Raw genomic sequence first — 23327 nt, forward strand, 5'->3', positions numbered from 1 at the left:
CGGCATGGCTAGATCAGGCTTGCGCCCATTGTCTAAGATTCCTCACTGCTGCCTCCCGTAGGAGTCTGGGCCGTGTCTCAGTCCCAGTGTGGCTGATCATCCTCTAAAACCAGCTATAGATCGTAGGCTTGGTAGGCCATTACCCCACCAACTACCTAATCTAACGCGGGCTAATCCTTCTCCGATAAATCTTTCCCCCGAAGGGCGTATGCGGTATTACCCTCAGTTTCCCGAGACTATTCCGCAGAGAAGGGCATATTCCCACGTGTTACTCACCCGTCCGCCGCTCACCCGAAGGCGCGCTCGACTTGCATGTGTTAGGCCTGCCGCCAGCGTTCGTTCTGAGCCAGGATCAAACTCTCAAGTTGAAAGCATCTTGCGATGCTATCCTTGACGTTCGAACCTCTGCACATCTCCAATACTCACCGGTGCTTTGGGGGCATCCGGCTATATCCACCCGGCTAAGGAAGGATACGTATTGGAAGTCATCTGTTTGATTGTGCTTCAGGTTTCATCAGAAACCGAAAGCCGCTCAAACAGTGAAGCTGACACCACATCATCGGCCGAAGCCTAGTGGCGCGACATACAGACAGTTGATCCATCGATTTGGACCAAAGCCGCCCGCATATCTCTTCAGATATTAGCGATGTCAAATAGCGTAGAAACAAATACCGAACCGGTGCGCCCTAACTTCTTCGGCGCGCCCGCCCGTCATGCCTCTGATTTCTGCCGCCGCGCTTCCCTTTCCGAACCCCTCGTTGGCGTCCCGTCCGTTCCGTCTGGCGTCCCGTCGTGCGCCTCAGCGCCGCCGGTGAAGGGGGTTCTACGGTTAGTTCCCCAGACCCGCAAGCGCTTTCTTCACGGAATGTCAGATTTTCTTCACGAAACCACCTACCAGACTGTTACAAAAGGATTTATTTCTTCATTTTTCCACTCCATGACCCCCGAAGTCCCGCTTTCCCCCCGCAAAACCCCGGCCCCCGCACGCCCGCCAGACACCCCCGGCCGCTTATCCACAGACTTACCCCCAAAGCCCCCCGATTCCACCGATTCCAAATTGCCCTTGAGCGTGAAGCACCGGCGACTCGCGGACAGAAAGAAGCCCCGCGAGCGACTCGCGGGGCCTCTTCGGTCTTCAGCTCGGGGCGGCCTGCCGGTTTGGCTGGCCTCTGGGGATCGTCCGAAGCGCCAGGAGGACCAGAACAAGCCCCATGTATAGGAGCGGCTCCAGCTGGAAGCCCTTCGTCAGCATCACGAAGTGCAGCGCCCCCAGCAGTGCCACGACATAGGTCAGCCGGTGCAGCCTGCGCCAGCGCGGACCAAGGGCGCGGACCGCGCGGTTGTTCGAGGTCGCCGCCAGCGGGATCATCAGAGCGAAGCCCGCCATGCCCACGGTAATATAGGGGCGCTTTACGATGTCGGCCCAGATCTGCCCCAGAAGCTGGACGTCGAGCAGCAGCCAGACCAGCAGATGTGCCGTGACATAAAAGAAGGCCATCAGGCCGATCGCGCGCCGGAACTTCAGCAGGTTCACCCCGGCGAAGCGCCGCAGCGGCGTCACGCAGAGGCCCGCAATCAGCAGCTTCAGCGCCAGCGCGCCATATTCATGTTCAAGTGCCTCGATCGGGTCCACCCCCAGCCCGCCGGTCAGCCCCAGCCAGAACAGCCAGGGCGCCGGCAGCGCGAGCGCAAGGTAGACCATCCAGACCGGCACGTGGCGCGCCGCGCGGTTGATGGCATCGACCGGCATCAGAATTGCGCCTTCAGGTCCATGCCGTCATAGAGGGCCGCGACCTCTTCCTCGTAGCCGTTGAACATCAGCGTCGGCTTGCGCTTGGCAAAGAGGCCGCCGCCGATGGTGCGTTCGGTCGCCTGCGACCAGCGGGGATGATCCACGCTCGGGTTCACGTTCGAGTAGAAGCCGTATTCGCGGGGCGCGGCCTTGTTCCACGCGGTAGGCGGCTGTTTGTCGGTCAGGGTGATGCGCACAACGGACTTGATCGACTTGAAGCCGTATTTCCACGGCACCACCAGCCGCAGCGGCGCGCCGTTCTGGTTGGGCAGCGGTTTGCCGTAGATCCCCGTCGCCATGATGGTCAGCGGATTCAGCGCCTCGTCCAGCCGCAGCCCCTCGACATAGGGCCAGTCCAGCACGGGGCGGCGCAGGCCCGGCATCTCTTCGGGGCGGTAGACGGTTTCGAAGGCGACGTAGCGCGCGCCGGACTGCACGCCCGCAAGATCCAGCAGGTCCGCCAGTTCAAAGCCGTTCCACGGCACCACCATCGACCAGGCCTCGACACAGCGGAAGCGGTAGAGGCGGCCCTCGATGGTCATCTGGCTGAGGATGTCCTCGAGCGCGTAGTCGCCGGGCCGGTCCACCATGCCGTCGATCGTCACCGACCACGGTTCGGTCGTCAGCCTGTGGGCATTGGCCGAGGGATCGCCCTTGCCGGTGCCGAACTCGTAATAATTGCAGTAGCTGCTGATCTCTTCGAAGCTGTTGGGCTTCAGCGCCCCCTCTTCCTGCGCCATGGCCGGGGCGCCAAGGGCCATCGCGCCCCCCGCCATTCCCATCCCGGCCAGGATCTGGCGGCGGTTCAGGAAGGCCGCCTCGGGCGTCACATCCTGCATCGTCAGCCGGTTTGTCCAGCGGTTGGCCATCGTGCTCCTCCTGTGTCTGGCGTTTCCGGATAGATAGCCGCCCTGCCCTTTCGGACAAAGAAACGCCTTGTCACGTTGGCGCGCGGGCGCTGTAACAAAACGCGTCAGCCGTCGCCGCGCAGCATCCTTTCCTTGTCGGGGGTCTTGCGCTTGATCGAGGGGTTGATCTCGTTCAGCTGGACAGAGCGCCCGTCGTCCATCACCACGCGCACGTGCCGCCGTCGCATCATGCGCGGTTCGGCCACGCCGACGGAATGGGCGATCGTCTCGACCTCGTTGATGATCGAGCGGGCGTAATTCGCGACCTTGTCCTCTTTGCGCTCGACCACCAGCCCCTTCTGCAGGTCCCTGTTGTGGGTGGTGATGCCGGTCGGGCAGGTGTTCCTGTTGCATTTCATCGCCTGAATGCAGCCCAGAGAGAACATGAAGCCCCGCGCCGAGGTCACGAAGTCCGCGCCGCAGCAGATGGCCCAGGCCACATCGCCCGGCGTCACCATCTTGCCGCTGGCGACGATGCGGATGCGCTCATGCAGGTCGAAGCGGTCGCGTATGTCGACCATGCGGATCAGCGCCTCGCGCAGGGGCATGCCGACGAGGTCGATCAGCGGCATGGGCGCGGCGCCGGTGCCGCCTTCGCCGCCGTCGATGGTGATGAAGTCGGGCGCGCTGCGCGGTCCGCGCTCCTGGATCAGCTCGAAGAACTCCACCCAGGGATCGGCAGAGCCGAGGCAGGTCTTGATGCCCACCGGCTTGCCGGTCACCTCGCGGATGTGGTGAATCAGGTCCAGCAGGTCCGCGAAGGTATCCACCTCTGTGTGCCGGTTCGGGGAAATCGCGTCCTGCCCGACGCGGATGCCCCGGATCTCGGCAATCTCCTTCGAGACCTTCGACCCGGGCAGGATACCGCCCTTGCCCGGCTTTGCCCCCTGGCTCAACTTGATCTCGAACATCTTCACCTGCGGTCGGGCCGCCACCGCGCGCAGCTTGTCGTCCGACAGGATGCCGTCCTCGTCCCGCACGCCGAACTTTGCCGTGCCGATCTGGAAGACCACGTCGCAGCCGCCCTCCAGGTGGAAGGGCGACAGGCCGCCTTCGCCGGTGTTCATCCAGATGCCCGCCTTCTTCGCGCCGCGCGACAGCGCCCGGACCGCCGGTTCCGACAGGGCGCCGTAGGACATGCCCGAGATGTTGAAGATCGACGGCGCCCTGAAGGGTTCCCGCGCGAAGGGGCCGATGGTCATCGGCGCGGTCGCCGCATACTGATCGTCGAGCGGCGGAAAGACCGCGTTCACGAAGATCGGCGTGCCCGGCACCTGGATATTGCGGGTCGAGCCGAAGGCCACGGTGTTCCCCGCCCCCTTGCTGGAGGAATAGACCCAGTTCCGCTGCGCCCGGTTGAAGGGCATCTCTTCGCGGTCCATGGCAAAGAAATACTGCCGGAAGAACTCTCCCAGCTCCGTGAACAGGCCGCGAAAACGCCCGATGACCGGGTAGTTTCGGCGGATCGCATCCTCGGTCTGGGTCCGATCCACAATGAAGAAGATCACCGCCACGGTGACCGCCAGCGCGATCAGAAGAACGAAGAGCAATGCGAGGTATTCCAGCGCCGTTCCGGCAAGTCCCATATTCTACGCTCCGAATGTGTTGATTTGTCTCACCACCCGGGCCGTTTACTTCCCCTTGTGTAACGGCAGGATGTGCAAGCGGATGCTGGTGCGCATCCTTTGCGAAAGGAAAGACAAATGAAACCGTTTCTTTGCATGACCGCGGCGCTGGCCTGTCTGGCCCTGCCCGCAACCGCGCAGGAGCTGGTCACCTATGAAACCGACCAAAGCTTCGACGACGTGGTCTTCGGGCTGGAAAGCGCGATTCTCGACGCCGGTCTGGTGATCGACCACACCAGCCACGTCGGCGAGATGCTCGAGCGCACCCGCGCCGACGTCGGTTCCGACGTGGTGCTCTTCGACCAGGCGGATGTGTTCAGCTTCTGCTCGGCGGTGGTGTCGCGGCAGGTGATGGAGGCGGACCCGATGAACATCGCCTACTGCCCCTACGACATCTTCGTCATGACCCGGCCCGACACAGAGGGCACCACCATCGGCTTCCGCAGCTATCCCGAAGGCCCGATGCAGGCAGTGCAAGAGATGCTGGACGGCATCGCCCGCAGTGCCATCGGCGAGGACTGATACCCGGATCGGGCGATTTCCGATCACGGGACGCGCGCGGCGGTTCACGAAAACCTGAGTGGACGGCCGCGAAGGCGCGGGCTTAGGCGGGGCGGTTGCCCCGTCAACGGCACCCCACGAAATCGTAAGCCTGATCTGGCCGCGTTTCTCCTCCGTAGCCTTCGCGATGAGACGGTTGTCGCATCGTGATGCACACAACAGGAGAGACACCCATGTTTCGCAAGACCTTCTTCGCCGCCACCGCAGCCGCTGCCCTCTTCGGGTCCACCGCCTATGCCGCCGGCCACTCGATGAACATCGTCGACACCGCCAAAGAGGCCGGCACCTTCGAAACCCTGCTGGCCGCCGCACAGGCTGCCGGTCTGGCCGAAACGCTGTCGGGCGACGGCCCGTTCACCGTCTTCGCCCCCACCGACGAGGCCTTCGCCGCCCTGCCCGAGGGCACCGTGGAGTCGCTGCTGCTGCCCGAAAACAAGGACCAGCTGACGGCGATCCTGACCTACCACGTCATTCCGGGCAAGGTGATGTCCTCGGACCTGTCGGACGACATGGCGGCCACCACCGTGCAGGGCTCTGACGTGATGATCGACCTCGACAATGGCGTGATGGTGCAGGACGCGACCGTGACCAGCGCCGATATCGAGGCGTCGAACGGCGTGATCCATGTGATCGACAAGGTGATCATGCCCGAGATGTGATCCGGCACTCCCAGGCCGGACGCAAAAAAAGGCCCGGTCTCCGCAGGGAGGCCGGGCCATTCTTCATGGGCTGGACGCGGGCCCGGCCCACCGTCTGGCGAGCAGGCCCGGGGTGCGAAAAGGCGGGGTCTCCCCCGCCTTCCCGATGCGCATCAGGTCTTTCAGTGGACCACCGCGTCGTCCGGCTTGGGCCGGCTGGTCGCGCCGACCCGGTCGCCGATCAGAAGCCCGTCCGATCCGGCGGACACCGTGATCGTCTGGCCGTCCGCCACGTCGCCGGCCAGCAGCATCTCTGCCAGCGGGTCCTGCAGCGCACGCTGGATCACGCGCTTCAGCGGGCGGGCACCGAACACCGGGTCGTAGCCCTCATCGGCCAGCCATTTCTTCGCCGCGTCGTCCAGCTCCAGCCGGATCTTGCGGGCGGCCAGCCGCTTCAGCAGGCGGGCAAGCTGGATATCGACGATCCCCGACATATCCTCGCGCTTGAGGCGGTCGAAGATAATGGTCTCGTCCAGACGGTTCAGGAACTCGGGGCGGAAGTGCGCCCGCACCGCGTCCATCACGTCGCGCTTGGCCTGCGCACCGTCCGCGCCGTCCGGCAACTGGCTCAGCGCCTGCGACCCAAGGTTCGAGGTCAGCACGATCAGCGTCTGCTTGAAGTCGACCGTGCGCCCCTGACCGTCGGTCAGGACACCGTCGTCCAGCACCTGAAGCAGGACGTTGAAGACGTCCGGGTGCGCCTTCTCGACCTCGTCGAACAGCACGACCTGATAGGGACGTCTGCGGACCGCCTCGGTCAGGACACCGCCCTCGTCATAGCCGACATAGCCCGGAGGCGCGCCGATCAGGCGGGCCACCGCGTGCTTCTCCATGAACTCCGACATGTCGATACGCACCATGGCGCTGTCGTCGTCGAAGAGGAACTCGGCCACGGCCTTGGTCAGCTCGGTCTTGCCCACGCCGGTCGGCCCGAGGAAGAGGAACGAGCCCAGCGGGCGGTTCTCGTCGTTCAGGCCCGCACGCGCACGGCGCACGGCATTGGCCACGGCGGTCACCGCCTGGTTCTGGCCGACAACCCGGCGATGCAGGTTGGCCTCCATACCCAGCAGCTTCTCGCGCTCGCCTTCCAGCATCTTGCCCGCCGGAATGCCGGTCCAGCGTTCCACGACGGACGCGATCTGGTCCGGGCGCACGGCTTCCTCGACCATCAGGTCGTCCTCGGCGCTTTCGGCCTCGGACAGGTGCCGCTCCAGCGCGGGGATGATGCCGTAGGACAGTTCCCCGGCGCGGGCGAGATTGCCCTCGCGCTTGGCCTGCTCCAGCTCGGCGCGGGCGCGGTCCAGCTTTTCCTTCAGGTCGCGGGCAGAGGCCAGCTTGTCACGCTCTGCCTGCCAGGCCGCCGTCATCTCGGCGGACCGCTCCTGCAGGTCGGCAAGATCCTTTTCCAGCTTGGCCAGCCGGTCCTTGGAGGCCTGATCGTCCTCCAGCCGCAGGGCCTCGACCTCGATCTGCTTTTGCAGGATGTCACGGTCGAGCGCGTCCAGTTCCTCGGGTTTGCTGTCCACCTCCATCCGCAGACGGCTGGCGGCCTCGTCCATCAGGTCGATGGCCTTGTCCGGAAGGAAACGGTCGGTGATGTAGCGGTGCGAGAGCGTCGCCGCCGCCACCAGCGCAGAGTCACTGATCCGCACGCCGTGGTGCAGCTCGTACTTCTCCTTGATGCCGCGCAGGATGGAAATTGTGTCCTCGACCGTCGGCTCCTGCACCATCACGGGCTGGAAGCGCCGGGCAAGGGCCGCGTCCTTTTCCACATGCTTGCGGTATTCGTCCAGCGTGGTTGCGCCGACGCAATGAAGCTCACCGCGCGCCAGCGCCGGTTTCAGCAGGTTCGACGCATCCATGGCGCCATCCGCCTTGCCCGCGCCAACCAGCGTGTGCATCTCGTCGATGAAGAGGATGATCTCGCCCGCGGCGGCCTCGACCTCTTTCAGGATGGACTTCAGCCGCTCTTCGAACTCGCCGCGATACTTCGCACCGGCGATCAGTGCGCCCATGTCGAGCGCCATCAGCCGCTTGTTGCGCAGGCTCTCGGGCACGTCGCCGTTGACGATGCGCAGGGCAAGACCCTCGGCAATCGCCGTTTTACCGACGCCGGGTTCACCGATCAGCACGGGGTTGTTCTTGGTCCGGCGCGACAGCACCTGCATGGCCCGGCGGATTTCCTCGTCGCGGCCGATGATCGGGTCGATGCGACCCTCTTCGGCGCGGGCGGTCAGGTCCGTGGCATACTTCTTCAGCGCGTCATAGCCGTCTTCGGCATTGGCGCTGTCAGCCGTGCGGCCCTTGCGGATATCGTTGATCGCCTCGTTCAGGCCCTGCGGCGTGACCCTGCCCGCCTCCAGCGCCTCTTTCGCGGGGCTTTTCACCATGGCCAGCGCCATCAGCATCCGCTCGACGGGAACAAAGCTGTCGCCCGCCTTGGTGGCAATCTTCTCGGCCTCGTCCAGCACCTTGCCGGTGGCACTGTCCAGATACACCTGACCGGCATCGCCCGAGACCTTGGGGATGCGCGCCAGTTTCGTATCCAGCACCTGAACGACACGCTTCGCGTCACCGCCCGAGGCGGCGATCAGGTTGGACGCAAGCCCCTGCTCGTCGTCCATCAGCGCTTTCAGCAGGTGTTCGGGCGCCAGCTTCTGGTGGCTTTCGCGCATCGCGATCGTCTGGGCGGCCTGAATGAACCCGCGCGCGCGCTCTGTGAACTTCTCCAAGTTCATAATCTCTCTCCTTTATCAAGCGCCCCTGCCTTTGCTGCGCCCACCTTTGCGGCACGCAGCCCCACGGGGCCTCGGGTTTGAATTTGGCGGGCGGCGGCGCCGGTTTCAAGCCCCCTGCGTTGCATTATTGCAACGGCGCCCATCCACCGAATGTTAAGCCGATGCAGGGCAGTCTGCGCACCGGAGGGAGGCCCGATGTATATCACAGGGATCGAGATCGAGGGCTTTGGCCCGCCCGGTGCCGACGGGCAGCGCCACGGCTCTGTCACGCTGGAGGCGGACGGCAGCCGGGTGCAGATCCCGCTGTCGCTGCCCGCCGGCCATGGCGCAATCGGGGCGCGCCAGCGGATGCTGCTGCTGGCGCAGGCGCTTTACCGCACCCGCCGCCTGCCGGAATTCCGCGACCGGGGCAGCCTGCGCTTCGCGCCGGGCCTCTTGCCGGACCGCCTGCGCCGCCTCTCCGCTTGACCTCTGCCGGGCTTCTCCGCATGGAAGGGCAACCCCAGCAAGGAGCCCGCGCCATGACCACCCCCGCCGACGACCGCCTGATCGTAGCCCTCGACGTGCCGAACGTGATTGCCGGGCTGGACCTCGTGCAGACGCTGGGCGACTCGGTCTCCTTCTACAAGATCGGGCTGGGGATGCTGACCGGCGGCGGGCTGGCGCTGGCCAACGAACTGAAGGCAGAGCACGGCAAGCGCATCTTCCTCGACATGAAGTTCTTCGACATCGGCGCCACGGTCGAGGCGGCGGTGCGCGGCATCGCGCAGTTCGACCTCGATTTCCTGACGGTGCACGGCGACCCCCATGTGGTCCGCGCCGCGAAACAGGGCGCGGCGGGCAGCGACCTGAAGATCCTCGCCGTGACCATCCTGACCTCGCTGGACCGCGACGACCTCGACGACTCGATGATCCGCGGCGGCACGATCCCCGACCTTGTGACCGAACGCGCGGGCCGCGCCTTTGACGCGGGCGCCGATGGCGTCATCGCCTCGCCCAACGAGGCGGCGCTGATCCGCGCGCTGCCGGAAGCCGCCGGGCGCCTGATCGTCACGCCGGGCGTCCGCCCCACCGGCGCCGACAAGGGTGACCAGAAGCGGATCGCCACACCGGCGCAGGCGGTCCGCGACGGTGTCGATCACATCGTTGTGGGGCGCCCCGTGCACAAGGCCGCCGACCCCCGCAAGGCGGCGCTGGACATCGTGGCAGAGATGGCCTCGCCGCAGGCCCGGACCCCCAACACCTAGCTGCCGGATTTCGTTTGACACCAGATCTTCGATCACGGGGACTTGAGCGCACTAGATAAGCTGCTTTCTGTCGGTTCCAAACAAGGTCATGAATTCCGGTATGGAACTTATCCACAGGCCTGGACGTATATATGCAACACCATCTTCGACCCCACCGGGTCCGAGCAGAGGAGACTGGTCATGCATAACGGTTCGCCCCGGATCGACGAGATCCGCTACAACGCCGCCGAGGAATGCTTTGAGGCCCTCGTCACGCTGAACACCATCGACGGCGCGATGCGGATCGCAAGCGCCTACCCCGCCCCTGTGACGGCAGAGTTCGAAGAGGTCTCGAACGGCCTGCTTCGCAACGCCCTGCGCAACCGGACCGCGCCCGAGGCACTGCGCTCGCGGGCTCCCTCCACGCCGCCGCGCCGCCACCTTCCCCATTGCATGCCCTTCGCGGCATAACATCTGCCTCGGCTCATATCTGCCTGTATGAGCCTGCACCCGGCGCCCCTCTTCGTCCCCTTGGGGTGTCGGGACTTCGCCGGGGTTCGTCCAGTGTTCTGGCGGCCCCGGCTTTTTCTTGGCCGCGGTCAGGGCCTTCAGCCCACCCGCTACGCCCCGCGACGCCGGTAGGCCGACAGGATCGCGCTGAAATGCGGGATCGCATCGGGCGCCGCGCAATAGGCTTCCGGCGCCATTTCGCACCAGCCCGCGCCCTCTCCGCCAAAGCGCACCTCGCGCAGCCCCTCGGCCGGAAGATGGGCCGCGAAGAACCAGCTTGGTCCCCGCGCGCCTGCATGGACCGCCGCGAAGACAAGGTCGCACGGTCGCAGAAGAGTGCCCAGCTCCTCGGCGGTTTCGCGGATCGCGCAGGTTTCCGGGCTTTCGCCCGCCTCGCGCCCGCCGCCGGGAAAGTCGAGGCATCCGGGCCAGGGAATGCCGGGGCTGTGGTCGCGCCGCAGGATCGCCATGCTGCCCCCGAAGAACAGCATCACCTTGGCTCCGGCGAAATCACGCCGCGCGGCGCCTGTGGCCTGCGTCTCTGCGCTGCTGTAGATTGAGGTCATGCCCGCCCTCTGCCGCGATTGTCTTGCCCGGTTCGAAACCGGTTCCCGCTGCCCCCAGTGTGGCAGACCGAGGATCGTGGCGCATCCCGAATTGAACAGTCTTTCGATTGCCCACATGGATTGCGACGCTTTTTATGCAAGCGTCGAAAAGCGCGACAATCCCGAACTGCGCGACAAGCCGGTGATCATCGGCGGCGGACGCCGGGGCGTCGTGTCCACCGCCTGCTACGTGGCGCGGGTGCGCGGCGTGCGCTCGGCCATGCCGATGTTCAAGGCGCTGCAACTTTGCCCGGACGCCGTGGTGGTCAAGCCGCGCGGCGCGGTCTACGCCGAGGTCAGCCGCCAGATCCGGGCCATGATGGAAGACCTGACCCCCGCCATCGAGCCGCTGTCGCTGGACGAAGCCTTCCTCGACCTGACCGGCACCGAACGCCTGCACGGCGCCCCGCCCGCCGTGGTGCTGGCCGGGCTGGTAAAGCGGATGCGCGACGAATTGGGGCTGACCGGTTCCATCGGCCTGTCGCACAACAAGTTTCTCGCCAAGATCGCCTCGGACCTCGACAAGCCGCACGGCTTCGCGGTGATCGGGCAGGCCGAGACGCAGGCCTTCCTGCGCCCGAAACCGATCCGGCTGATCTGGGGCGTCGGCGAGGTCAGCCAGCAGGCGCTGGACAAGGCCGGCATCCGCACCTTCGAGGACCTTCTGCGGTGGGAAAAGACCGACCTGATCCACCGTTTCGGCGGCATGGGAGAGCGGCTGTGGCACCTTGCGCGCGGCGAGGATCGGCGCCGGGTCAGCCGCAATGCACCGGTAAAGTCGATCTCGAAGGAAACGACCTTCAACGAGGACACCGCCGATCCCGAGATTCTGGACGGGCATATCTGGCGGCTGTCGGAACAGGTGGCGGACCGGGCCAAGGCCAAGGGGCTGGCCGGGCGCACCGTCACGCTGAAGCTGAAGCGCGCCGACTTCCGCACCCTGACCCGGCGCCAGTCCCTGCCCGACTGCACCCAGACGGCGGACCGGCTGTACCGCGTGGCGCGCGGCCTGTTCGAGCAGGTGGCGGATCAGGGGCCGTTCCGGCTGGTGGGCACGGGACTGTCCGACCTGGTGCCCGACGACCGCGCCGATCTGGTCGACGACCTGCTCGACCCGCAGGCCCGGGCGCGGCGGCAGGCGGAAAAGGCGACGGATGCGATCCGCGCGCGCTTCGGCGAGAACGCGATCCTCAAGGGCCGCGCCCTGCGATAGGGTGGCGCGCGCCGGGCATCCGACGCCGGTCAGGCGCCCCGGGTCATCAGCGCGTCTTCCTCATCGGTCGGATCGAACCCCAGCGCCTCCATCCCCGCCTCGAGGTGGTCGGCAAGATGGGGCGTGCCGATCAGGTAATCCGCCGTTGGGGTCGTGGCCTCTGCGATGGCGGTGTCATAGGCCTCGTCCCATTCCTCGGCCTCGAAGGCGCCGCGACCGATCCACATGATCGCGGTCAGAGCCGCCTGCTCTTCCTCGTCCATGCGGTCGACAAGCGCCCGCAATTCGCCCTCGGCCCGGTTCAACTCGCGGGCCATGACGATAACGGCGGCCACCTTGCTTGTGCTGATCTTTTCCATGTCGCGCCTCCTTGCGTGCCACCAAGCACTATAGCACAGGGGCGCGGGCGCATTGATCTTAAGCAAACAGCCGGTAGTACAGCGCGTCCGGCAGGAACTGCGCGGCCCGGAACAGCAGGCCAAAGCCATGGGGAAAGGCCCGCTGAAAACCGCCTTTCTCCATATGTTTCAGGACGATATCGGCGGCCTTCTCCGGCTCCATGATGAAGGGCATCCTGAAGTCGTTCTTGTCGGTCAGCCGCGTCCTGATGAAGCCGGGGTTCAAAAGCTGCACCCGCACGCCAGAGCCGCGGGTATCGGCGTGCAGCGACTCGGCCAGCGCCATGACACCCGCCTTCGAGGCGGTATAGGGCGCCGATCGCGGCAGCCCCCGGTAGCCGGTCAGCGACCCGGTGAGAACGATATGGCCCCGGTCGCGCTGCACGAAATGCGGGATCACGGCGCCCATCAGGTTCATCGCCCCGACAAAGTTCACCTCGGCCATGGTGGTCGCCTGCGTCGCATCCCAGTCTTTCGCGCCGAAGGGCCAGTAGACCCCGGCCAGCTGCACAACGCCGTCGATCTCGCCCATGTCGCGGTAGGCCGCCTGAAGGCTTTCGGGGGCGGTGACATCCACCGGCAGCGCCTCGGCCTTGCCGGGCAGGGATCGGGCCAGGCTGCGCAGCTTGTCGCCGGAGCGCGCCGACAGCACCAGCGCGCAGCCCGCCGCGCTGAGCCTGCGGGCCAGCGCCTCGCCCAGACCGTCGCTGGCGCCGACCAGCCAGTAGCGTTTTCCGGTCCAGTCCATCACAGGGCCTCCTTGCGTCGCATGGTGGCCACCAGTTCGGCCACCTTGAAACCGAACTTCCGAAACTGGCTGCGGTTCACGATGGTCCCGCCGGGCGTCAGATACATCCAGTCGGTCGTGTCCAGCACATGCCCGCCGGCGTCTGCTTCCAGCCGGATGCGGTAGCGCAGCAGAACCGCCGGGCCGCTTTGCCAGCCCTGCCCCTCGCCGGGGATGTCGTCGGCGCGGGCGGTGATGCGCCCGTCGCTGCCAAGGGTCAGGCGCCACTCGCGGTGCTGGACCTTGCCGGAATCGTAGCGGAAGACCTCTGTCATCACCCCGGCGTTGCCCTGCCAGCGGACGTCGAAATCGCCGGTGAAGCGCGACACCACGCGCCCCATGGGCCCGTAGATCACCCCGTCGCAGACCAGCGGACCGTTCAGGTGTCGGCGCAGGTCGAAGGCCTCTCCGCCCGCCTGCTCATAGTCGGCGGGGCGCTGCGCCCTGAAGGTCGCGAGGCGCCGCACCATCCAGACCGCCAGCAGTGCCAGCCCGGCGCCAAGCACCACGGACAGCAGGGACATCACGAGACCTCCTTCAACGGGCGCGGGCCGCCGCTGACCTCTTGGTCGGGCGCCGTCGGGCGGGTGCGGTAAGAGGCGCCCCTCCACCAGAGCTTCAGCGCCTGCCAGTGGATCAGCGCCAGAACCCGCCGCGCACCAAGGGGGCGCCGCAGGGCGGACCACAGGATGCCCCGGGCCGTCAGCGGCACCAGCGGGCCGACAAGCGTGGCGATCACGCCGCCCTTGTCGTGGGTATAGTCGATGCGGATGCCGATGTGATCGGGCCGGATGTCGAACTGGAACACATAGCCCCCGGCGATCGGCTGGAAGGGCGAGACATGCAGGATCTTCTGCGCCTCGATGCGGTCCTCTGGCCGGATCGCGCGACCGCCGGGCGCGGTGCAGAGGTAGGAATGCCGGTCGCCAAAGGTATTCGTCACCTCGGCGATCACCGCCCGCAGCGCCGCGCCTTCATAGGCCAGCCAGAAGGAAACCGGGTTGAAGACATGGCCCAGCAGCCGGGGCTGCGCCAGCAGCATCAGCCGCTCTGCCCGCAGCCCATGCGCCGCCAGCACCGCGCGGGCCCATGGCGCGCCACGGCCCTTGCGGGGCGGCCCGCCGTGATCGCGGTCCTGCACCGACATCATTCCGGCGCGGTTGCGCGCAAACAGGCGCGGCGCGGCGACAGGGGCCTCGGCATCGAGCAGCACGTAGTCGATGGAATAGCGAAAGCCGTTCTCGACCGCCCCCTTTCGTCCATGGAAGGTGTGCCCCCGAAGCAGCTTGACCCCTGTCATGCCGCCTCCATCGCGCCGGTGCGGGCGCGGATCATCTCGGCCACCGCGATGCCGCTGGCCAGCCCGTCCTCGTGGAAGCCGTTGCGCATCCACGCGCCGCAGAACCAGGTATTGCCGGTGCCGTTGAAGCCCGCCACCTCGCGCTGCGCGTCAAGCGCGTTCAGGTCGTAGACCGGATGATGCAGCGTCACCTCGTCGTGGATCAGTTCTTCGCGGATCGGGCGCGTCGAGTTCAGCGTCACGAACAGCGGGTCGTCCTTCGGAATCGGCTGAAGGCAGTTCATCCAGTAGGTCAGGTCGATCTGGTTCATCTCCTTGCGGTCGGTTTCGGTGTAGTTCCACGCCGACCAGCAGACCGGGCGGCGCGGCATCAGCGAGGTATCGGCGTGCAGCACGACCCGGTTCGGCTGGTAGGCGAACTTCGACAGCGCCGCGCGCTCGTGCTGGCGGGCGTCGGAGAGCAACCGCAGGCTGACATCCGTATGGGTCGCAAGTACCACCTCGTCGAACCGCTCCCACTGGCCGCCGCGCATGCGGATCTCGACCCCGCCCGCATCCAGCCGCCGCACGCCCTGAACGGGCGAGCCGGTGCGCAGCGCGACCCTGCGCGCCGTCAGGGCGGCCTCCAGCCGTCGCACGTATTCGACCGAGCCGCCCCTGACCGTGTACCACTGGTGCTGACCGCTGTGGCTGAGCAGGGCGTGGTTCTCGAAGAAGCGCACCAGCGCATGGGCCGGGAAATCCAGCACCTTCTCGGTGGGCGTCGACCAGATCGCCCCCGACAGCGGCAGCAGGTAGTAATCGCGGAACCAGTCCCCGGTGCCCATGCCGCGCAGGAAGTCCCCAAGCGGCTGCTGCGGGTCGTTCGCGGCATCCAAAGCGCGCGCATTGAAGCGCAGGATATCCCGGATCATCCGCAGAAAGCGCGGGTTGAAGGCGTTCCTGCGCTGCGCAAAAACCGCCCGGATGTCGCGCAACCCGTATTCCATCGCACCCCCGCGCAGGCTGGCGGAAAAGGTCATGTCGGATTTCACCACCGGCACGTCCAGATCCGCGAAAAGCCGCGTCAGATGCGGATAGTTGGGGCGGTTGAAGACGATGAAACCGGTGTCCACGGGTTGATCGCCATTGCGGCCCGCCAGCCGCGTGCGGGCATGGCCGCCCAGGTCGGGCTCCGCCTCGATCAGGGTGACCTGGTGGTCTTGCCCAAGGCTGTGGGCGGCGCCCATCCCGGAAATGCCGCCGCCGATAACGGCGATGCGGCGCGGGCCGGGAGGGGTGGCTTCGAATGGCATGGTCACGTCCTTGTCGTTCCGGTCTTTCAAGGCATTACGCGCCGCGACGCGGATCGGATGAGTTTTGCTTTGGCGGCAGCGGCAGGCCCGGATCCACAGCGCCGCGACGCGCCCGGCTGACAGGGTCCGGCCCGCATGACCGCGCCCACCAAGGGACACATGCCCCCGACCACCACGACGCCTGCCGCAACAGGTCACAGGATTTTTGATCCACCCCTGCCGCCGCTGCGTATTCAGGCTATGTTTGTCCAGACCGATGCATATCCTGCCCGCGACTCTTCGCCCGTTGCGACACCCGTCGCGGTGCCCCAGATCAGGGTCAGACAGGCAGACCGAAGGACAGACGTGACCCCCAAGGCGCCCGCCCCTCCCCCAGACAACGCGGAATGGATCGACGCCGTCGCGCGCATCCGGGACCACGCCGACGAAGAGGCTTTCGTGGCGCTGTTCCGGCACTTTGCCCCGCGCATCAAGGGCTTCCTGATGAAGTCGGGCGCCGATGAAACCACCGCCGAGGAATGTGTGCAGGACGTCATGGCGACAGTCTGGCGCAAGGCCGGGCAGTTCGATCCGGCCCGGGCCTCGGTGGCGACATGGGTCTTCACCATCGCCCGCAACCGCCGCATCGACATCCTGCGGCGGCAAAGGCGCCCCGAACCGGAGGATCTGGGCTGGGGCCCCGAGGCCGAGCCGGATCAGGAGACCGCGCTGGGTCTGCAAGAGGACACCCGGACCCTTGGAAAAGCCATCGCCGCGCTGCCGGACAAGCAGCGCGACCTGATCGAGAAGGCCTATTTCGGCGAACTCTCGCACAGCGAAATCGCGGATGTGACCGGCCTGCCGCTGGGGACGATCAAGTCCCGTATCCGGCTGGCTCTGGACCGCCTGCGGCACGCCATGGACAGGACGTGAAAGCCATGAAGACAAAGATCACCCACCACCTGACCGAAGAGCTGATCCTGGGGTATTCCGCCGGCACCCTGCCCGAGGCGGTCAACCTGATCGTGGCCACGCATATCTCGCTCTGCGATCACTGCCGCGCCGCCTACGAGGCCTGCGATGCCGTCGGCGGCACGCTGATGGACAGGGTCGAGGGCGTGGATGTGCCCGAGAGCTGCCTTGCCGGCACCATGGCCGCGATCCGCGGCGCCCGCCCCGAGCCCCGCCCCGCCCCGGCGCCCCGCAGTACGCTGCCCGCGCCCCTGCAGGGCTACCTCTCCGGCGGCATCGACGGCGTGCGCTGGCGGTCGGTCGGCATGGGTGTGCGGCAGACGGTTCTGCCGACCTCGACCGAGGCCACCGCGCGGCTGCTGTATATCCCCGCCGGAACCGCGGTGCCGGACCACGGCCACCGCGGGCTGGAACTGACGCTGGTGCTGCAGGGCGCCTTCGAGGACGAGGAAGGCCGCTTTGCCCGGGGCGATATCGAGATCGCCGATGCCGATCTGGATCACATGCCGGTGGCCGATGTCTCCGAGGATTGCATCTGCCTTGCGGTGACCGACGCACCGCTGCGGTTCAAGGGATGGCTGCCAAGGCTTGCGCAGCCCTTCCTGGGCATCTGACCGGCGACCGCCCGCCCCGATTGCCGGAACCAGACCACGTCGCAGGCCGATCCGCCCCCCCGGAAAGCAAAAACGCGCGGTCCCGTCACGGGGCCGCGCGCCTGATCTGCACCATATGGGCCGGTCAGTGCTTTTTCTTCTTGGGCGGCATCAGATCGGTGATCGTGCCCTCGAACATCTCGGCCGCGAAATTCACCGTCTCCGACAGGGTCGGGTGCGGGTGGATCGTGTGGCCAAGGTCGGTGGCATCGGCCCCCATCTCGATGGCCAGCGCCGCCTCGGCGATCAGGTCGCCGGCGTTCACGCCGACGATGCAGGCGCCGATCACGCGGTCATTCTCGGGATCGAAAAGCAGCTTGGTCACGCCCTCCGAACGGCCCAGCGACAGCGCGCGGCCCGAGGCAGCCCAGGGGAAGACGCCCTTTTCGTATGTCACGCCCTGCTTCTTGGCCTCGGTTTCCGTCAGCCCGCACCACGCGACCTCGGGGTCGGTATAGGCGACCGAGGGGATCAGCTTGGCATCGAAGAAGCGCTTTTCGCCGCTGGCGACCTCTGCCGCGACCTTGCCCTCGTGCACCGCCTTATGCGCCAGCATCGGCTGGCCCACGACGTCGCCGATGGCGAAGATATGGCCCACGCCGGTCTTCATCTGGCGATCCACGGCGATGAAGCCGCGATCGTCCACCGCCACACCAGCCTTCTCGGCGTCGATCAGCTTGCCGTTGGGCTTGCGGCCCACCGCGACCAGCACCTTGTCGAAGGTGTCCGAGAATTTCTCGCCCTTGTCATCCTCGAAGGTGACTTTCAGACCGTCGTCCTGCGCCTCGACGGCGGTGACCTTGGTCTTCAGGAAGATGTTCTCGTACCGGTCCTTGATGCGGGTCATCAGCGGCTTGACGATATCCTTGTCGGCGCCGGGGATGATCTGGTCCATCAATTCGACCACGGTGATCTTGCTGCCAAGCGCATCGTAGACGCAGGCCATTTCCAGCCCGATGATGCCACCGCCCAGCACCAGCATGCGGCCCGGAATGTCGGCCAGTTCCAGCGCGCCGGTGCTGTCGATCACCCGCGGGTCGTCATGCGGGATGAAGGGCAGGTCCACGGGTTCGGACCCGGCGGCGATGATGCACTGGTCGAAGCTGACGGTCCTGGAGCCGTCGTCGCCCGTGACCTCGATCATGTTCGGGCCGGTGAACTTGCCGACGCCCTGCACGGTGGTCACCTTGCGGCCCTTGGCAAGCCCTTCCAGACCGCCGGTCAGCTTGCCGACCACGTCGTCCTTGAAGGCGCGGATCTCGTCGAGGTCGATCTTCGGCTTGCCGAAGGTGACGCCATGGGCGCTCATTTCCTCGGCCTCGGTGATCACCTTGGCGACATGCAGCAGGGCCTTGGACGGGATACAGCCGACGTTCAGGCAGACACCGCCCAGCGAGGGGTAGCGCTCGATCAGCACAACCTTCTTGCCAAGGTCGGCGGCGCGGAAGGCCGCCGTGTAGCCGCCGGGGCCAGAGCCCAGCACGACCACCTCTGCATGGATGTCGCCCTGACCAGTGGCCGTGCCGGTCGCCGCGACGGATTTCGGCGCGTCCGATGCCGGGGCCTCTTTCGGCGCCTCCTTGGCGGCCCCGTCCGAGTCACCGGCATCGGCGCCTTCCAGCACCATGATGACAGAGCCTTCGGACACCTTGTCGCCTTCGCTCACCTTGATTTCCACGACCTTGCCCGCCGCGGGCGAGGGCACTTCCATCGTGGCCTTGTCGCTCTCCAGTTCGAGGAGCGCGTCCTCTTCCTTCACCTCGTCGCCGACGGCAACGAGCACGGTGACGACGGGAACATCCTTGAAATCACCGATATCGGGTACTTTGACTTCCATATTCCTCACCTCACCACATCAGCTTGCGCATGTCGCCGAGCAGCGTCCTGAGCGTCACGACGAAGCGTGCGGCCAGGGCGCCGTCCACGGCACGGTGGTCGTAGGACAGGGACAGCGGCTGCATCAGGCGCGGCACGAACTCCTCGCCGTTCCAGACCGGCTGCATCTTCGACCGGGTCAGGCCAAGGATCGCCACCTCGGGCGCGTTCACGATTGGCGTGAAGGACGTGCCGCCGATGCCGCCCAGAGACGAGATCGTGAAGGTTGCGCCCTGCATGTCCTTGGACTTCAGCTCGCCCTCGCGGGCGGCCTTGGACAGGGTCATCAGCTCTTTCGAGATATCGACCAGCCCCTTGCGGTCGGCGTCCTTGATCACCGGGACCATCAGGCCGTTCGGCGTGTCCGCCGCGAAACCGATGTTGTAGAAGTCCTTCTTGATCAGCTTGTCGCCGTCGGGATGGATGGACGAGTTGAACTCCCAATGCTGTTTCAGCGCCGAGACGCTGGCCTTGATGACGAAGGACAGCAGGGTCACGCGATAGCCGTCTTCCTTGGCCATCGTGTCCATTTCCTTGCGGTACTTGTCGAGGTCGGTGATATCGGCCTCGTCGTTATGCGTCACATGCGGGATGTTCAGCCACGACCGGTGCAGCGCGGGGCCCGAGATCTTCTTGATCCGGGACATCTCGACCTCTTCCACCGGGCCGAACTTCGAGAAGTCCACAGCGGGGATCGGCGGGATGCCCATGCCGCCCTGCGCGGGCGCGCCTGCGGCAGCCGGAGCGGCGGATTTCAGTGCCTTCTCGACATCCTCGCGCAGGATGCGGCCCTTGCGTCCTGAGCCGTTGACGCGGTTCAGATCGACCTCGACCCGGCGGGCAAAGGCCCGGACCGACGGCGAGGCATGCACCTTGGAGAACCCCGCATCCGTGACCGGCGCGGCAGAGCTTTCCTGCTTGGCGGGCTTGGGCTCTTCCTTCGGCGCCTCGGCCTTGGGTTCCTCTTTCTTCTCTTCCTTCGCGGCACCCGCGCCGTCGCCCTCGACAATCAGGATGACCGAGCCTTCGGAGACCTTGTCACCCTCGGCGACCCTGATTTCCTTCACGACACCGGCGGCGGAGGAGGGAACCTCCATCGTGGCCTTGTCGCTCTCCAGTTCGACGATCGGGTCTTCTTCGGCAATCGTGTCACCGACGCTGACCAGAACGGTCACCACCGGAACCTCGTTGAAATCGCCGATATCGGGGACTTTGACTTCTGTGCTCATGTATTCTTCCTCCAGTCCCGATCAGCTCAGCCGCGGGTTCGGCTTGCCGCCGTCGATGTCGTATTTCTTCAGGGCCGCCTGCAGGTCCTTCTCGGAGACGGCGCCCTCGCGGAACAGGTCGACCATCGCCGCCGCCGCGATGTGGTTTGCGTCCACCTCGAAGAAGCGGCGCAGGTTCACGCGGCTGTCCGAGCGGCCAAAGCCATCCGTGCCCAGCACCGTGAAGCGTTGCTTGACCGCGCCGCGCACCTGCTCGGCGTAGTTCTTCATGTAGTCGGTGGCGACGATGATCGGCCCGGACACATTGGTCAGGGTCTGGGTGATGTAGGGCACCCGCTCTTCGGCGAAAGGATTGAGGCGGTTGTGCCGTTCGCAATCCTGGTAGTCGCGCGCCAACTCGTTGAACGAGGTCGCCGACCAGATGTCCGAGGTGACGCCGAAGTCTTCCTTCAGCATCTCGGCCGCCTGCAGCGCCTGAACGAGGATCGTGCCCGAGCCCATCAGGTTGACGTGCTTCTTGCCCGGCTTCGCCACCTTGGACATGCGGTAGAGGCCCTTCAGGATCCCCTCTTCGGCGCCCATCGGCATTTCCGGGTGGTGATAGTTCTCGTTCATCAGGGTCAGGTAGAAGAAGACGTCTTCCTGATCCTGATACATCCGCTTCATGCCGTTCTGCACGATCACCGCGACCTCGTAGCTGAAGGTCGGGTCATAGGTGATGCAGTTCGGGATGGTGCCGGCAAGGATGTGGCTGTGGCCGTCCTCGTGCTGCAGGCCCTCGCCGTTTAGCGTGGTCCGCCCCGCCGTGCCGCCCAGCATGAAGCCGCGCGCGCGGCTGTCGCCTGCGGCCCAGGCCAGGTCGCCGATCCGCTGGAAGCCGAACATCGAGTAGTAGATGTAGAAGGGGATCATCGGCACGCCGTGGTTGGAATACGCGGTTGCCGCCGCGATCCAGTCGGCCATGGCGCCGGCCTCGTTGATGCCTTCCTGCAGCACCTGCCCGTCCGCCGATTCCTTGTAGTAGGACATCTGCTCGCGGTCCTCGGGGGTATAAAGCTGCCCCTTCGGATTGTAGATGCCGACAGAGCGGAACAGCCCCTCCATCCCGAAGGTGCGGCTTTCGTCCGGCACGATCGGCACAACGTTCTTGCCGATCTTCTTGTCGCGCAGCAGCGTCGTCAGGATGCGCACGAAGGCCATGGTGGTCGAGAATTCCCGCTCACCCGAGGACTGAAGCTCTTTCTTGAAGGTCTCCAGCGGCGGGATCTCCAGCTTCGGCGATTCCGTTTCCCGCTTGGGGAAGGCGCCGCCCAGCTCCTTGCGCCGCTCGGCCATATAGGCCTTTTGCGCGTTGTTCAGCGTGACGAAGGGGATGTCCTTTTCCAGTTCCTCGTCGGTGACGGGGATCTTGAAGCGGTCGCGCATCGCCTTCAGCTGGTCCAGCTGCATCTTCTTCTGCTGGTGGGTGGTGTTCTGCCCCTCACCGGCGGTGCCCATGCCGTAGCCCTTGACGGTCTTGACCAGAAGGACGGTGGGCTGACCCTTGGCCTTGGTCGCGCGCAGGAAGGCGTTGTAGACCTTCTTGGGATCGTGACCGCCCCGGCGCAGCGCCCAGATCTGGTCGTCGGTCCAGTCCTTCACCAGCTCGGCGGTCTCGGGGTACTTGCCGAAGAAATGCTTGCGGATATAGGCACCGTCCTTCGACTTGAAGGTCTGGTAGTCGCCGTCGATGGTTTCATCCATCAGCTGGCGCAGCTTGCCGCTGGTGTCCTGCTCCAGCAGTTCATCCCAGCCCCGGCCCCACAGCAGCTTGATCACGTCCCAGCCGGAACCGCGGAAGTTGCCTTCGAGCTCCTGCACGATCTTCGAGTTGCCGCGCACCGGGCCGTCGAGGCGTTGCAGGTTGCAGTTGACCACGAAGATCAAGTTGTCGAGACCCTCGCGCGCCGCAAGGTGGATGGCGCCAAGGCTTTCGGGCTCGTCCATCTCGCCGTCGCCGAGGAAGGCCCAGACCTTGCGGTCCTGCTTTTCGATCAGGCCCCGGTTCTCGAGGTACTTCATGAACCGCGCCTGATAGATCGCCATCAGCGGGCCAAGGCCCATCGAGACGGTCGGGAACTGCCAGTAATCCGGCATCAGCCAGGGGTGCGGGTAGGACGACAGCCCCTCGCCCGCGACCTCGGAGCGGAAGTTCAGCATCTGCTCTTCGGTCAGGCGGCCTTCCATGAAGGACCGGGCGTAGATGCCGGGGATCACGTGGCCCTGGAAAAACACCAGGTCGCCGCCGTGGATCGCCGACTTGGACCGCCAGAAATGGTTGAGACCGATGTCGTAGAGCGCGGCGGACGAGGCGAAAGAGGCGATGTGGCCGCCGTATTCGCTGCTTTCCTTGTTGCGCTTGACCACCGTGGCCATGGCGTTCCAGCGGTTGATGGTGCGGATGCGCCATTCCATCTCGGTGTCGCCGGGGACCTCGACCTCGTCATCGGGCGAGATCGTGTTCTGGTAGGGCGTGGTGGCCGAGAAGGGCAGCATCGCGCCCGCCGCGCGCGCCTGTTGCACCGCCTTGTCCAGCAGGAAATGCGCCCGGTCCGGACCGTCGCGCATGATGACGTCCTCGATGGCCTCCTGCCATTCCTGGCTTTCGGTCGGGTCGATGTCCTGAGGGGTGTCTTTCATGTGTCCTCTTCCCTTTCGCGCATTCTGCGCAATTTATGGTTTAGCCTTAAACCATACTTTTTGTGGAATCGGGAGGAGTCAGCTGACCAGCGCGCCTCCCCAGACCGATCATTGCTGGATCCTGTCCTAGCAGCCAGCCTGTCGCAGCGGCAGCCGGTGTCGCGCATAGCCTCCATGCGTCAGACGCATGGCAATAGTTCAACCTTAAACATTACCACCTCCCAATGGCATCCCACGCAAGATTGTTTCGCTCTTGCCGTGGCTACAGCCGCCAATCCCGTCGG

At 65.7% G+C, this 23327-nt stretch carries 21 protein-coding genes and 1 rRNA gene; 8 read left to right on the plus strand and 14 right to left on the minus strand.

Annotated elements, in window-relative coordinates; all coding sequences use genetic code 11:
- The 4 genes from ACN5KJ_RS04375 to ACN5KJ_RS04390 form a co-directional block, all read right to left on the minus strand.
- Nucleotides 1-368 (minus strand): 16S ribosomal RNA (locus ACN5KJ_RS04375); the annotation flags it as partial.
- A gap of 767 nt (nt 369-1135) precedes the next feature.
- Nucleotides 1136-1750, minus strand: coding sequence for a protein-methionine-sulfoxide reductase heme-binding subunit MsrQ (msrQ, locus tag ACN5KJ_RS04380; RefSeq protein WP_347166075.1), 615 nt, complete (start codon nt 1748-1750; stop codon nt 1136-1138).
- The gene (gene msrP / locus ACN5KJ_RS04385; protein ID WP_418592238.1) at nt 1750-2661 is read right to left on the minus strand and encodes a protein-methionine-sulfoxide reductase catalytic subunit MsrP; all 912 of its coding nucleotides are present in this window, start codon (nt 2659-2661) and stop codon (nt 1750-1752) included. The genes msrQ and msrP overlap by 1 nt, the downstream gene beginning before the upstream one ends.
- A gap of 104 nt (nt 2662-2765) precedes the next feature.
- A complete protein-coding gene (locus ACN5KJ_RS04390; protein WP_418592239.1) occupies nt 2766-4286 on the minus strand; it encodes an FMN-binding glutamate synthase family protein in 1521 nt (506 codons plus the stop codon).
- 117 nt (nt 4287-4403) lie between these two features.
- On the opposite strand from ACN5KJ_RS04390, the gene ACN5KJ_RS04395 reads away from it, so the two are divergent.
- Both ACN5KJ_RS04395 and ACN5KJ_RS04400 read left to right on the plus strand, forming a co-directional pair.
- Nucleotides 4404-4847: a DUF302 domain-containing protein gene (locus ACN5KJ_RS04395; protein ID WP_347166078.1), complete on the plus strand. Its 444-nt coding sequence runs from the start codon at nt 4404-4406 to the stop codon at nt 4845-4847.
- 212 nt (nt 4848-5059) lie between these two features.
- Nucleotides 5060-5545 (plus strand): fasciclin domain-containing protein, encoded by a 486-nt coding sequence (locus ACN5KJ_RS04400; RefSeq protein ID WP_347166079.1) that lies wholly within the window; start codon nt 5060-5062, stop codon nt 5543-5545.
- Between the two features lie 161 nt (nt 5546-5706).
- On the opposite strand, the gene clpB is transcribed toward ACN5KJ_RS04400, so the two are convergent.
- Nucleotides 5707-8322, minus strand: a complete 2616-nt coding sequence (gene clpB / locus ACN5KJ_RS04405; protein WP_418592240.1) for an ATP-dependent chaperone ClpB — start codon at nt 8320-8322, stop codon at nt 5707-5709.
- A 195-nt stretch (nt 8323-8517) separates the two neighbouring features.
- Here clpB and ACN5KJ_RS04410 point away from each other — a divergent pair, with 195 nt between their 5' ends.
- From ACN5KJ_RS04410 to ACN5KJ_RS04420, 3 genes are all read left to right on the plus strand, one after another.
- A complete protein-coding gene (locus ACN5KJ_RS04410) occupies nt 8518-8790 on the plus strand; it encodes a hypothetical protein (RefSeq protein ID WP_347166081.1) in 273 nt (90 codons plus the stop codon).
- Nucleotides 8791-8843: 53 nt separating this feature from the next.
- Nucleotides 8844-9569: an orotidine-5'-phosphate decarboxylase gene (gene pyrF / locus ACN5KJ_RS04415; RefSeq protein WP_347166082.1), complete on the plus strand. Its 726-nt coding sequence runs from the start codon at nt 8844-8846 to the stop codon at nt 9567-9569.
- Nucleotides 9570-9749: 180 nt separating this feature from the next.
- A complete protein-coding gene (locus ACN5KJ_RS04420; protein WP_347166083.1) occupies nt 9750-10019 on the plus strand; it encodes a hypothetical protein in 270 nt (89 codons plus the stop codon).
- 149 nt (nt 10020-10168) lie between these two features.
- On the opposite strand, the gene ACN5KJ_RS04425 is transcribed toward ACN5KJ_RS04420, so the two are convergent.
- Nucleotides 10169-10624, minus strand: a complete 456-nt coding sequence (locus ACN5KJ_RS04425) for an NUDIX domain-containing protein (protein WP_418592241.1) — start codon at nt 10622-10624, stop codon at nt 10169-10171.
- Between ACN5KJ_RS04425 and ACN5KJ_RS04430 the strand changes: the two genes are divergently transcribed.
- Nucleotides 10623-11876: a DNA polymerase IV gene (locus ACN5KJ_RS04430; RefSeq protein WP_418592242.1), complete on the plus strand. Its 1254-nt coding sequence runs from the start codon at nt 10623-10625 to the stop codon at nt 11874-11876. The genes ACN5KJ_RS04425 and ACN5KJ_RS04430 overlap by 2 nt on opposite strands.
- 29 nt (nt 11877-11905) lie before the next feature.
- Here ACN5KJ_RS04430 and ACN5KJ_RS04435 read toward each other — a convergent pair whose 3' ends face one another.
- The 5 genes from ACN5KJ_RS04435 to ACN5KJ_RS04455 are packed head-to-tail and all read right to left on the minus strand — an operon-like array spanning nt 11906 to nt 15656.
- Nucleotides 11906-12235 (minus strand): DUF3775 domain-containing protein, encoded by a 330-nt coding sequence (locus ACN5KJ_RS04435; RefSeq protein WP_206563701.1) that lies wholly within the window; start codon nt 12233-12235, stop codon nt 11906-11908.
- 58 nt (nt 12236-12293) lie between these two features.
- The gene (locus ACN5KJ_RS04440; protein WP_418592243.1) at nt 12294-13025 is read right to left on the minus strand and encodes an SDR family NAD(P)-dependent oxidoreductase; all 732 of its coding nucleotides are present in this window, start codon (nt 13023-13025) and stop codon (nt 12294-12296) included.
- Nucleotides 13022-13585, minus strand: coding sequence for a DUF3833 family protein (locus ACN5KJ_RS04445; protein ID WP_418592244.1), 564 nt, complete (start codon nt 13583-13585; stop codon nt 13022-13024). The genes ACN5KJ_RS04440 and ACN5KJ_RS04445 overlap by 4 nt, the downstream gene beginning before the upstream one ends.
- On the minus strand, nt 13585-14361 hold the full coding sequence (locus tag ACN5KJ_RS04450) for a DUF1365 domain-containing protein (protein ID WP_418592245.1): 777 nt from the start codon (nt 14359-14361) through the stop codon (nt 13585-13587). The genes ACN5KJ_RS04445 and ACN5KJ_RS04450 overlap by 1 nt, the downstream gene beginning before the upstream one ends.
- The gene (locus ACN5KJ_RS04455; RefSeq protein WP_418592246.1) at nt 14358-15656 is read right to left on the minus strand and encodes an NAD(P)/FAD-dependent oxidoreductase; all 1299 of its coding nucleotides are present in this window, start codon (nt 15654-15656) and stop codon (nt 14358-14360) included. Before ACN5KJ_RS04455 ends, ACN5KJ_RS04450 begins: the two co-directional genes overlap by 4 nt.
- Before the next feature lie 345 nt (nt 15657-16001).
- On the opposite strand from ACN5KJ_RS04455, the gene ACN5KJ_RS04460 reads away from it, so the two are divergent.
- The gene (locus ACN5KJ_RS04460; RefSeq protein WP_347166090.1) at nt 16002-16568 is read left to right on the plus strand and encodes a sigma-70 family RNA polymerase sigma factor; all 567 of its coding nucleotides are present in this window, start codon (nt 16002-16004) and stop codon (nt 16566-16568) included.
- A 5-nt stretch (nt 16569-16573) separates the two neighbouring features.
- The gene (locus ACN5KJ_RS04465; RefSeq protein WP_418592247.1) at nt 16574-17221 is read left to right on the plus strand and encodes a ChrR family anti-sigma-E factor; all 648 of its coding nucleotides are present in this window, start codon (nt 16574-16576) and stop codon (nt 17219-17221) included.
- A 124-nt stretch (nt 17222-17345) separates the two neighbouring features.
- Here ACN5KJ_RS04465 and lpdA read toward each other — a convergent pair whose 3' ends face one another.
- The 3 genes from lpdA to aceE are packed head-to-tail and all read right to left on the minus strand — an operon-like array spanning nt 17346 to nt 23043.
- On the minus strand, nt 17346-19097 hold the full coding sequence (lpdA, locus tag ACN5KJ_RS04470) for a dihydrolipoyl dehydrogenase (RefSeq protein ID WP_418592248.1): 1752 nt from the start codon (nt 19095-19097) through the stop codon (nt 17346-17348).
- 10 nt (nt 19098-19107) lie between these two features.
- Nucleotides 19108-20364 carry a dihydrolipoyllysine-residue acetyltransferase gene (gene aceF / locus ACN5KJ_RS04475; RefSeq protein ID WP_418592249.1) on the minus strand — a complete coding sequence of 419 codons (1257 nt, stop codon included), beginning with the start codon at nt 20362-20364 and terminating at the stop codon, nt 19108-19110.
- 21 nt (nt 20365-20385) lie between these two features.
- Nucleotides 20386-23043 (minus strand): pyruvate dehydrogenase (acetyl-transferring), homodimeric type, encoded by a 2658-nt coding sequence (gene aceE / locus ACN5KJ_RS04480; protein ID WP_418592250.1) that lies wholly within the window; start codon nt 23041-23043, stop codon nt 20386-20388.
- Between the last annotated feature and the right edge of the window lie 284 nt (nt 23044-23327).

It is taken from the genome of Ponticoccus sp. (in: a-proteobacteria), from assembly GCF_048381735.1.

Bases quoted from the DNA above. Each gene is read 5' to 3' on its own strand.
- ACN5KJ_RS04430 (WP_418592242.1), top strand. From the start codon at position 10,623: ATGCCCGCCCTCTGCCGCGATTGTCTTGCCCGGTTCGAAACCGGTTCC.
- ACN5KJ_RS04425 (WP_418592241.1), bottom strand. From the start codon at position 10,624: ATGACCTCAATCTACAGCAGCGCAGAGACGCAGGCCACAGGCGCCGCG.
- ACN5KJ_RS04455 (WP_418592246.1), bottom strand. From the start codon at position 15,656: ATGCCATTCGAAGCCACCCCTCCCGGCCCGCGCCGCATCGCCGTTATC.
- aceE (WP_418592250.1), bottom strand. From the start codon at position 23,043: ATGAAAGACACCCCTCAGGACATCGACCCGACCGAAAGCCAGGAATGG.
- ACN5KJ_RS04435 (WP_206563701.1), bottom strand. From the start codon at position 12,235: ATGGAAAAGATCAGCACAAGCAAGGTGGCCGCCGTTATCGTCATGGCC.
- ACN5KJ_RS04420 (WP_347166083.1), top strand. From the start codon at position 9,750: ATGCATAACGGTTCGCCCCGGATCGACGAGATCCGCTACAACGCCGCC.
- ACN5KJ_RS04445 (WP_418592244.1), bottom strand. From the start codon at position 13,585: ATGTCCCTGCTGTCCGTGGTGCTTGGCGCCGGGCTGGCACTGCTGGCG.
- msrQ (WP_347166075.1), bottom strand. From the start codon at position 1,750: ATGCCGGTCGATGCCATCAACCGCGCGGCGCGCCACGTGCCGGTCTGG.
- aceF (WP_418592249.1), bottom strand. From the start codon at position 20,364: ATGAGCACAGAAGTCAAAGTCCCCGATATCGGCGATTTCAACGAGGTT.
- msrP (WP_418592238.1), bottom strand. From the start codon at position 2,661: ATGGCCAACCGCTGGACAAACCGGCTGACGATGCAGGATGTGACGCCC.
- ACN5KJ_RS04395 (WP_347166078.1), top strand. From the start codon at position 4,404: ATGAAACCGTTTCTTTGCATGACCGCGGCGCTGGCCTGTCTGGCCCTG.
- lpdA (WP_418592248.1), bottom strand. From the start codon at position 19,097: ATGGAAGTCAAAGTACCCGATATCGGTGATTTCAAGGATGTTCCCGTC.
- ACN5KJ_RS04400 (WP_347166079.1), top strand. From the start codon at position 5,060: ATGTTTCGCAAGACCTTCTTCGCCGCCACCGCAGCCGCTGCCCTCTTC.
- clpB (WP_418592240.1), bottom strand. From the start codon at position 8,322: ATGAACTTGGAGAAGTTCACAGAGCGCGCGCGCGGGTTCATTCAGGCC.
- ACN5KJ_RS04390 (WP_418592239.1), bottom strand. From the start codon at position 4,286: ATGGGACTTGCCGGAACGGCGCTGGAATACCTCGCATTGCTCTTCGTT.
- pyrF (WP_347166082.1), top strand. From the start codon at position 8,844: ATGACCACCCCCGCCGACGACCGCCTGATCGTAGCCCTCGACGTGCCG.
- ACN5KJ_RS04450 (WP_418592245.1), bottom strand. From the start codon at position 14,361: ATGACAGGGGTCAAGCTGCTTCGGGGGCACACCTTCCATGGACGAAAG.
- ACN5KJ_RS04465 (WP_418592247.1), top strand. From the start codon at position 16,574: ATGAAGACAAAGATCACCCACCACCTGACCGAAGAGCTGATCCTGGGG.
- ACN5KJ_RS04410 (WP_347166081.1), top strand. From the start codon at position 8,518: ATGTATATCACAGGGATCGAGATCGAGGGCTTTGGCCCGCCCGGTGCC.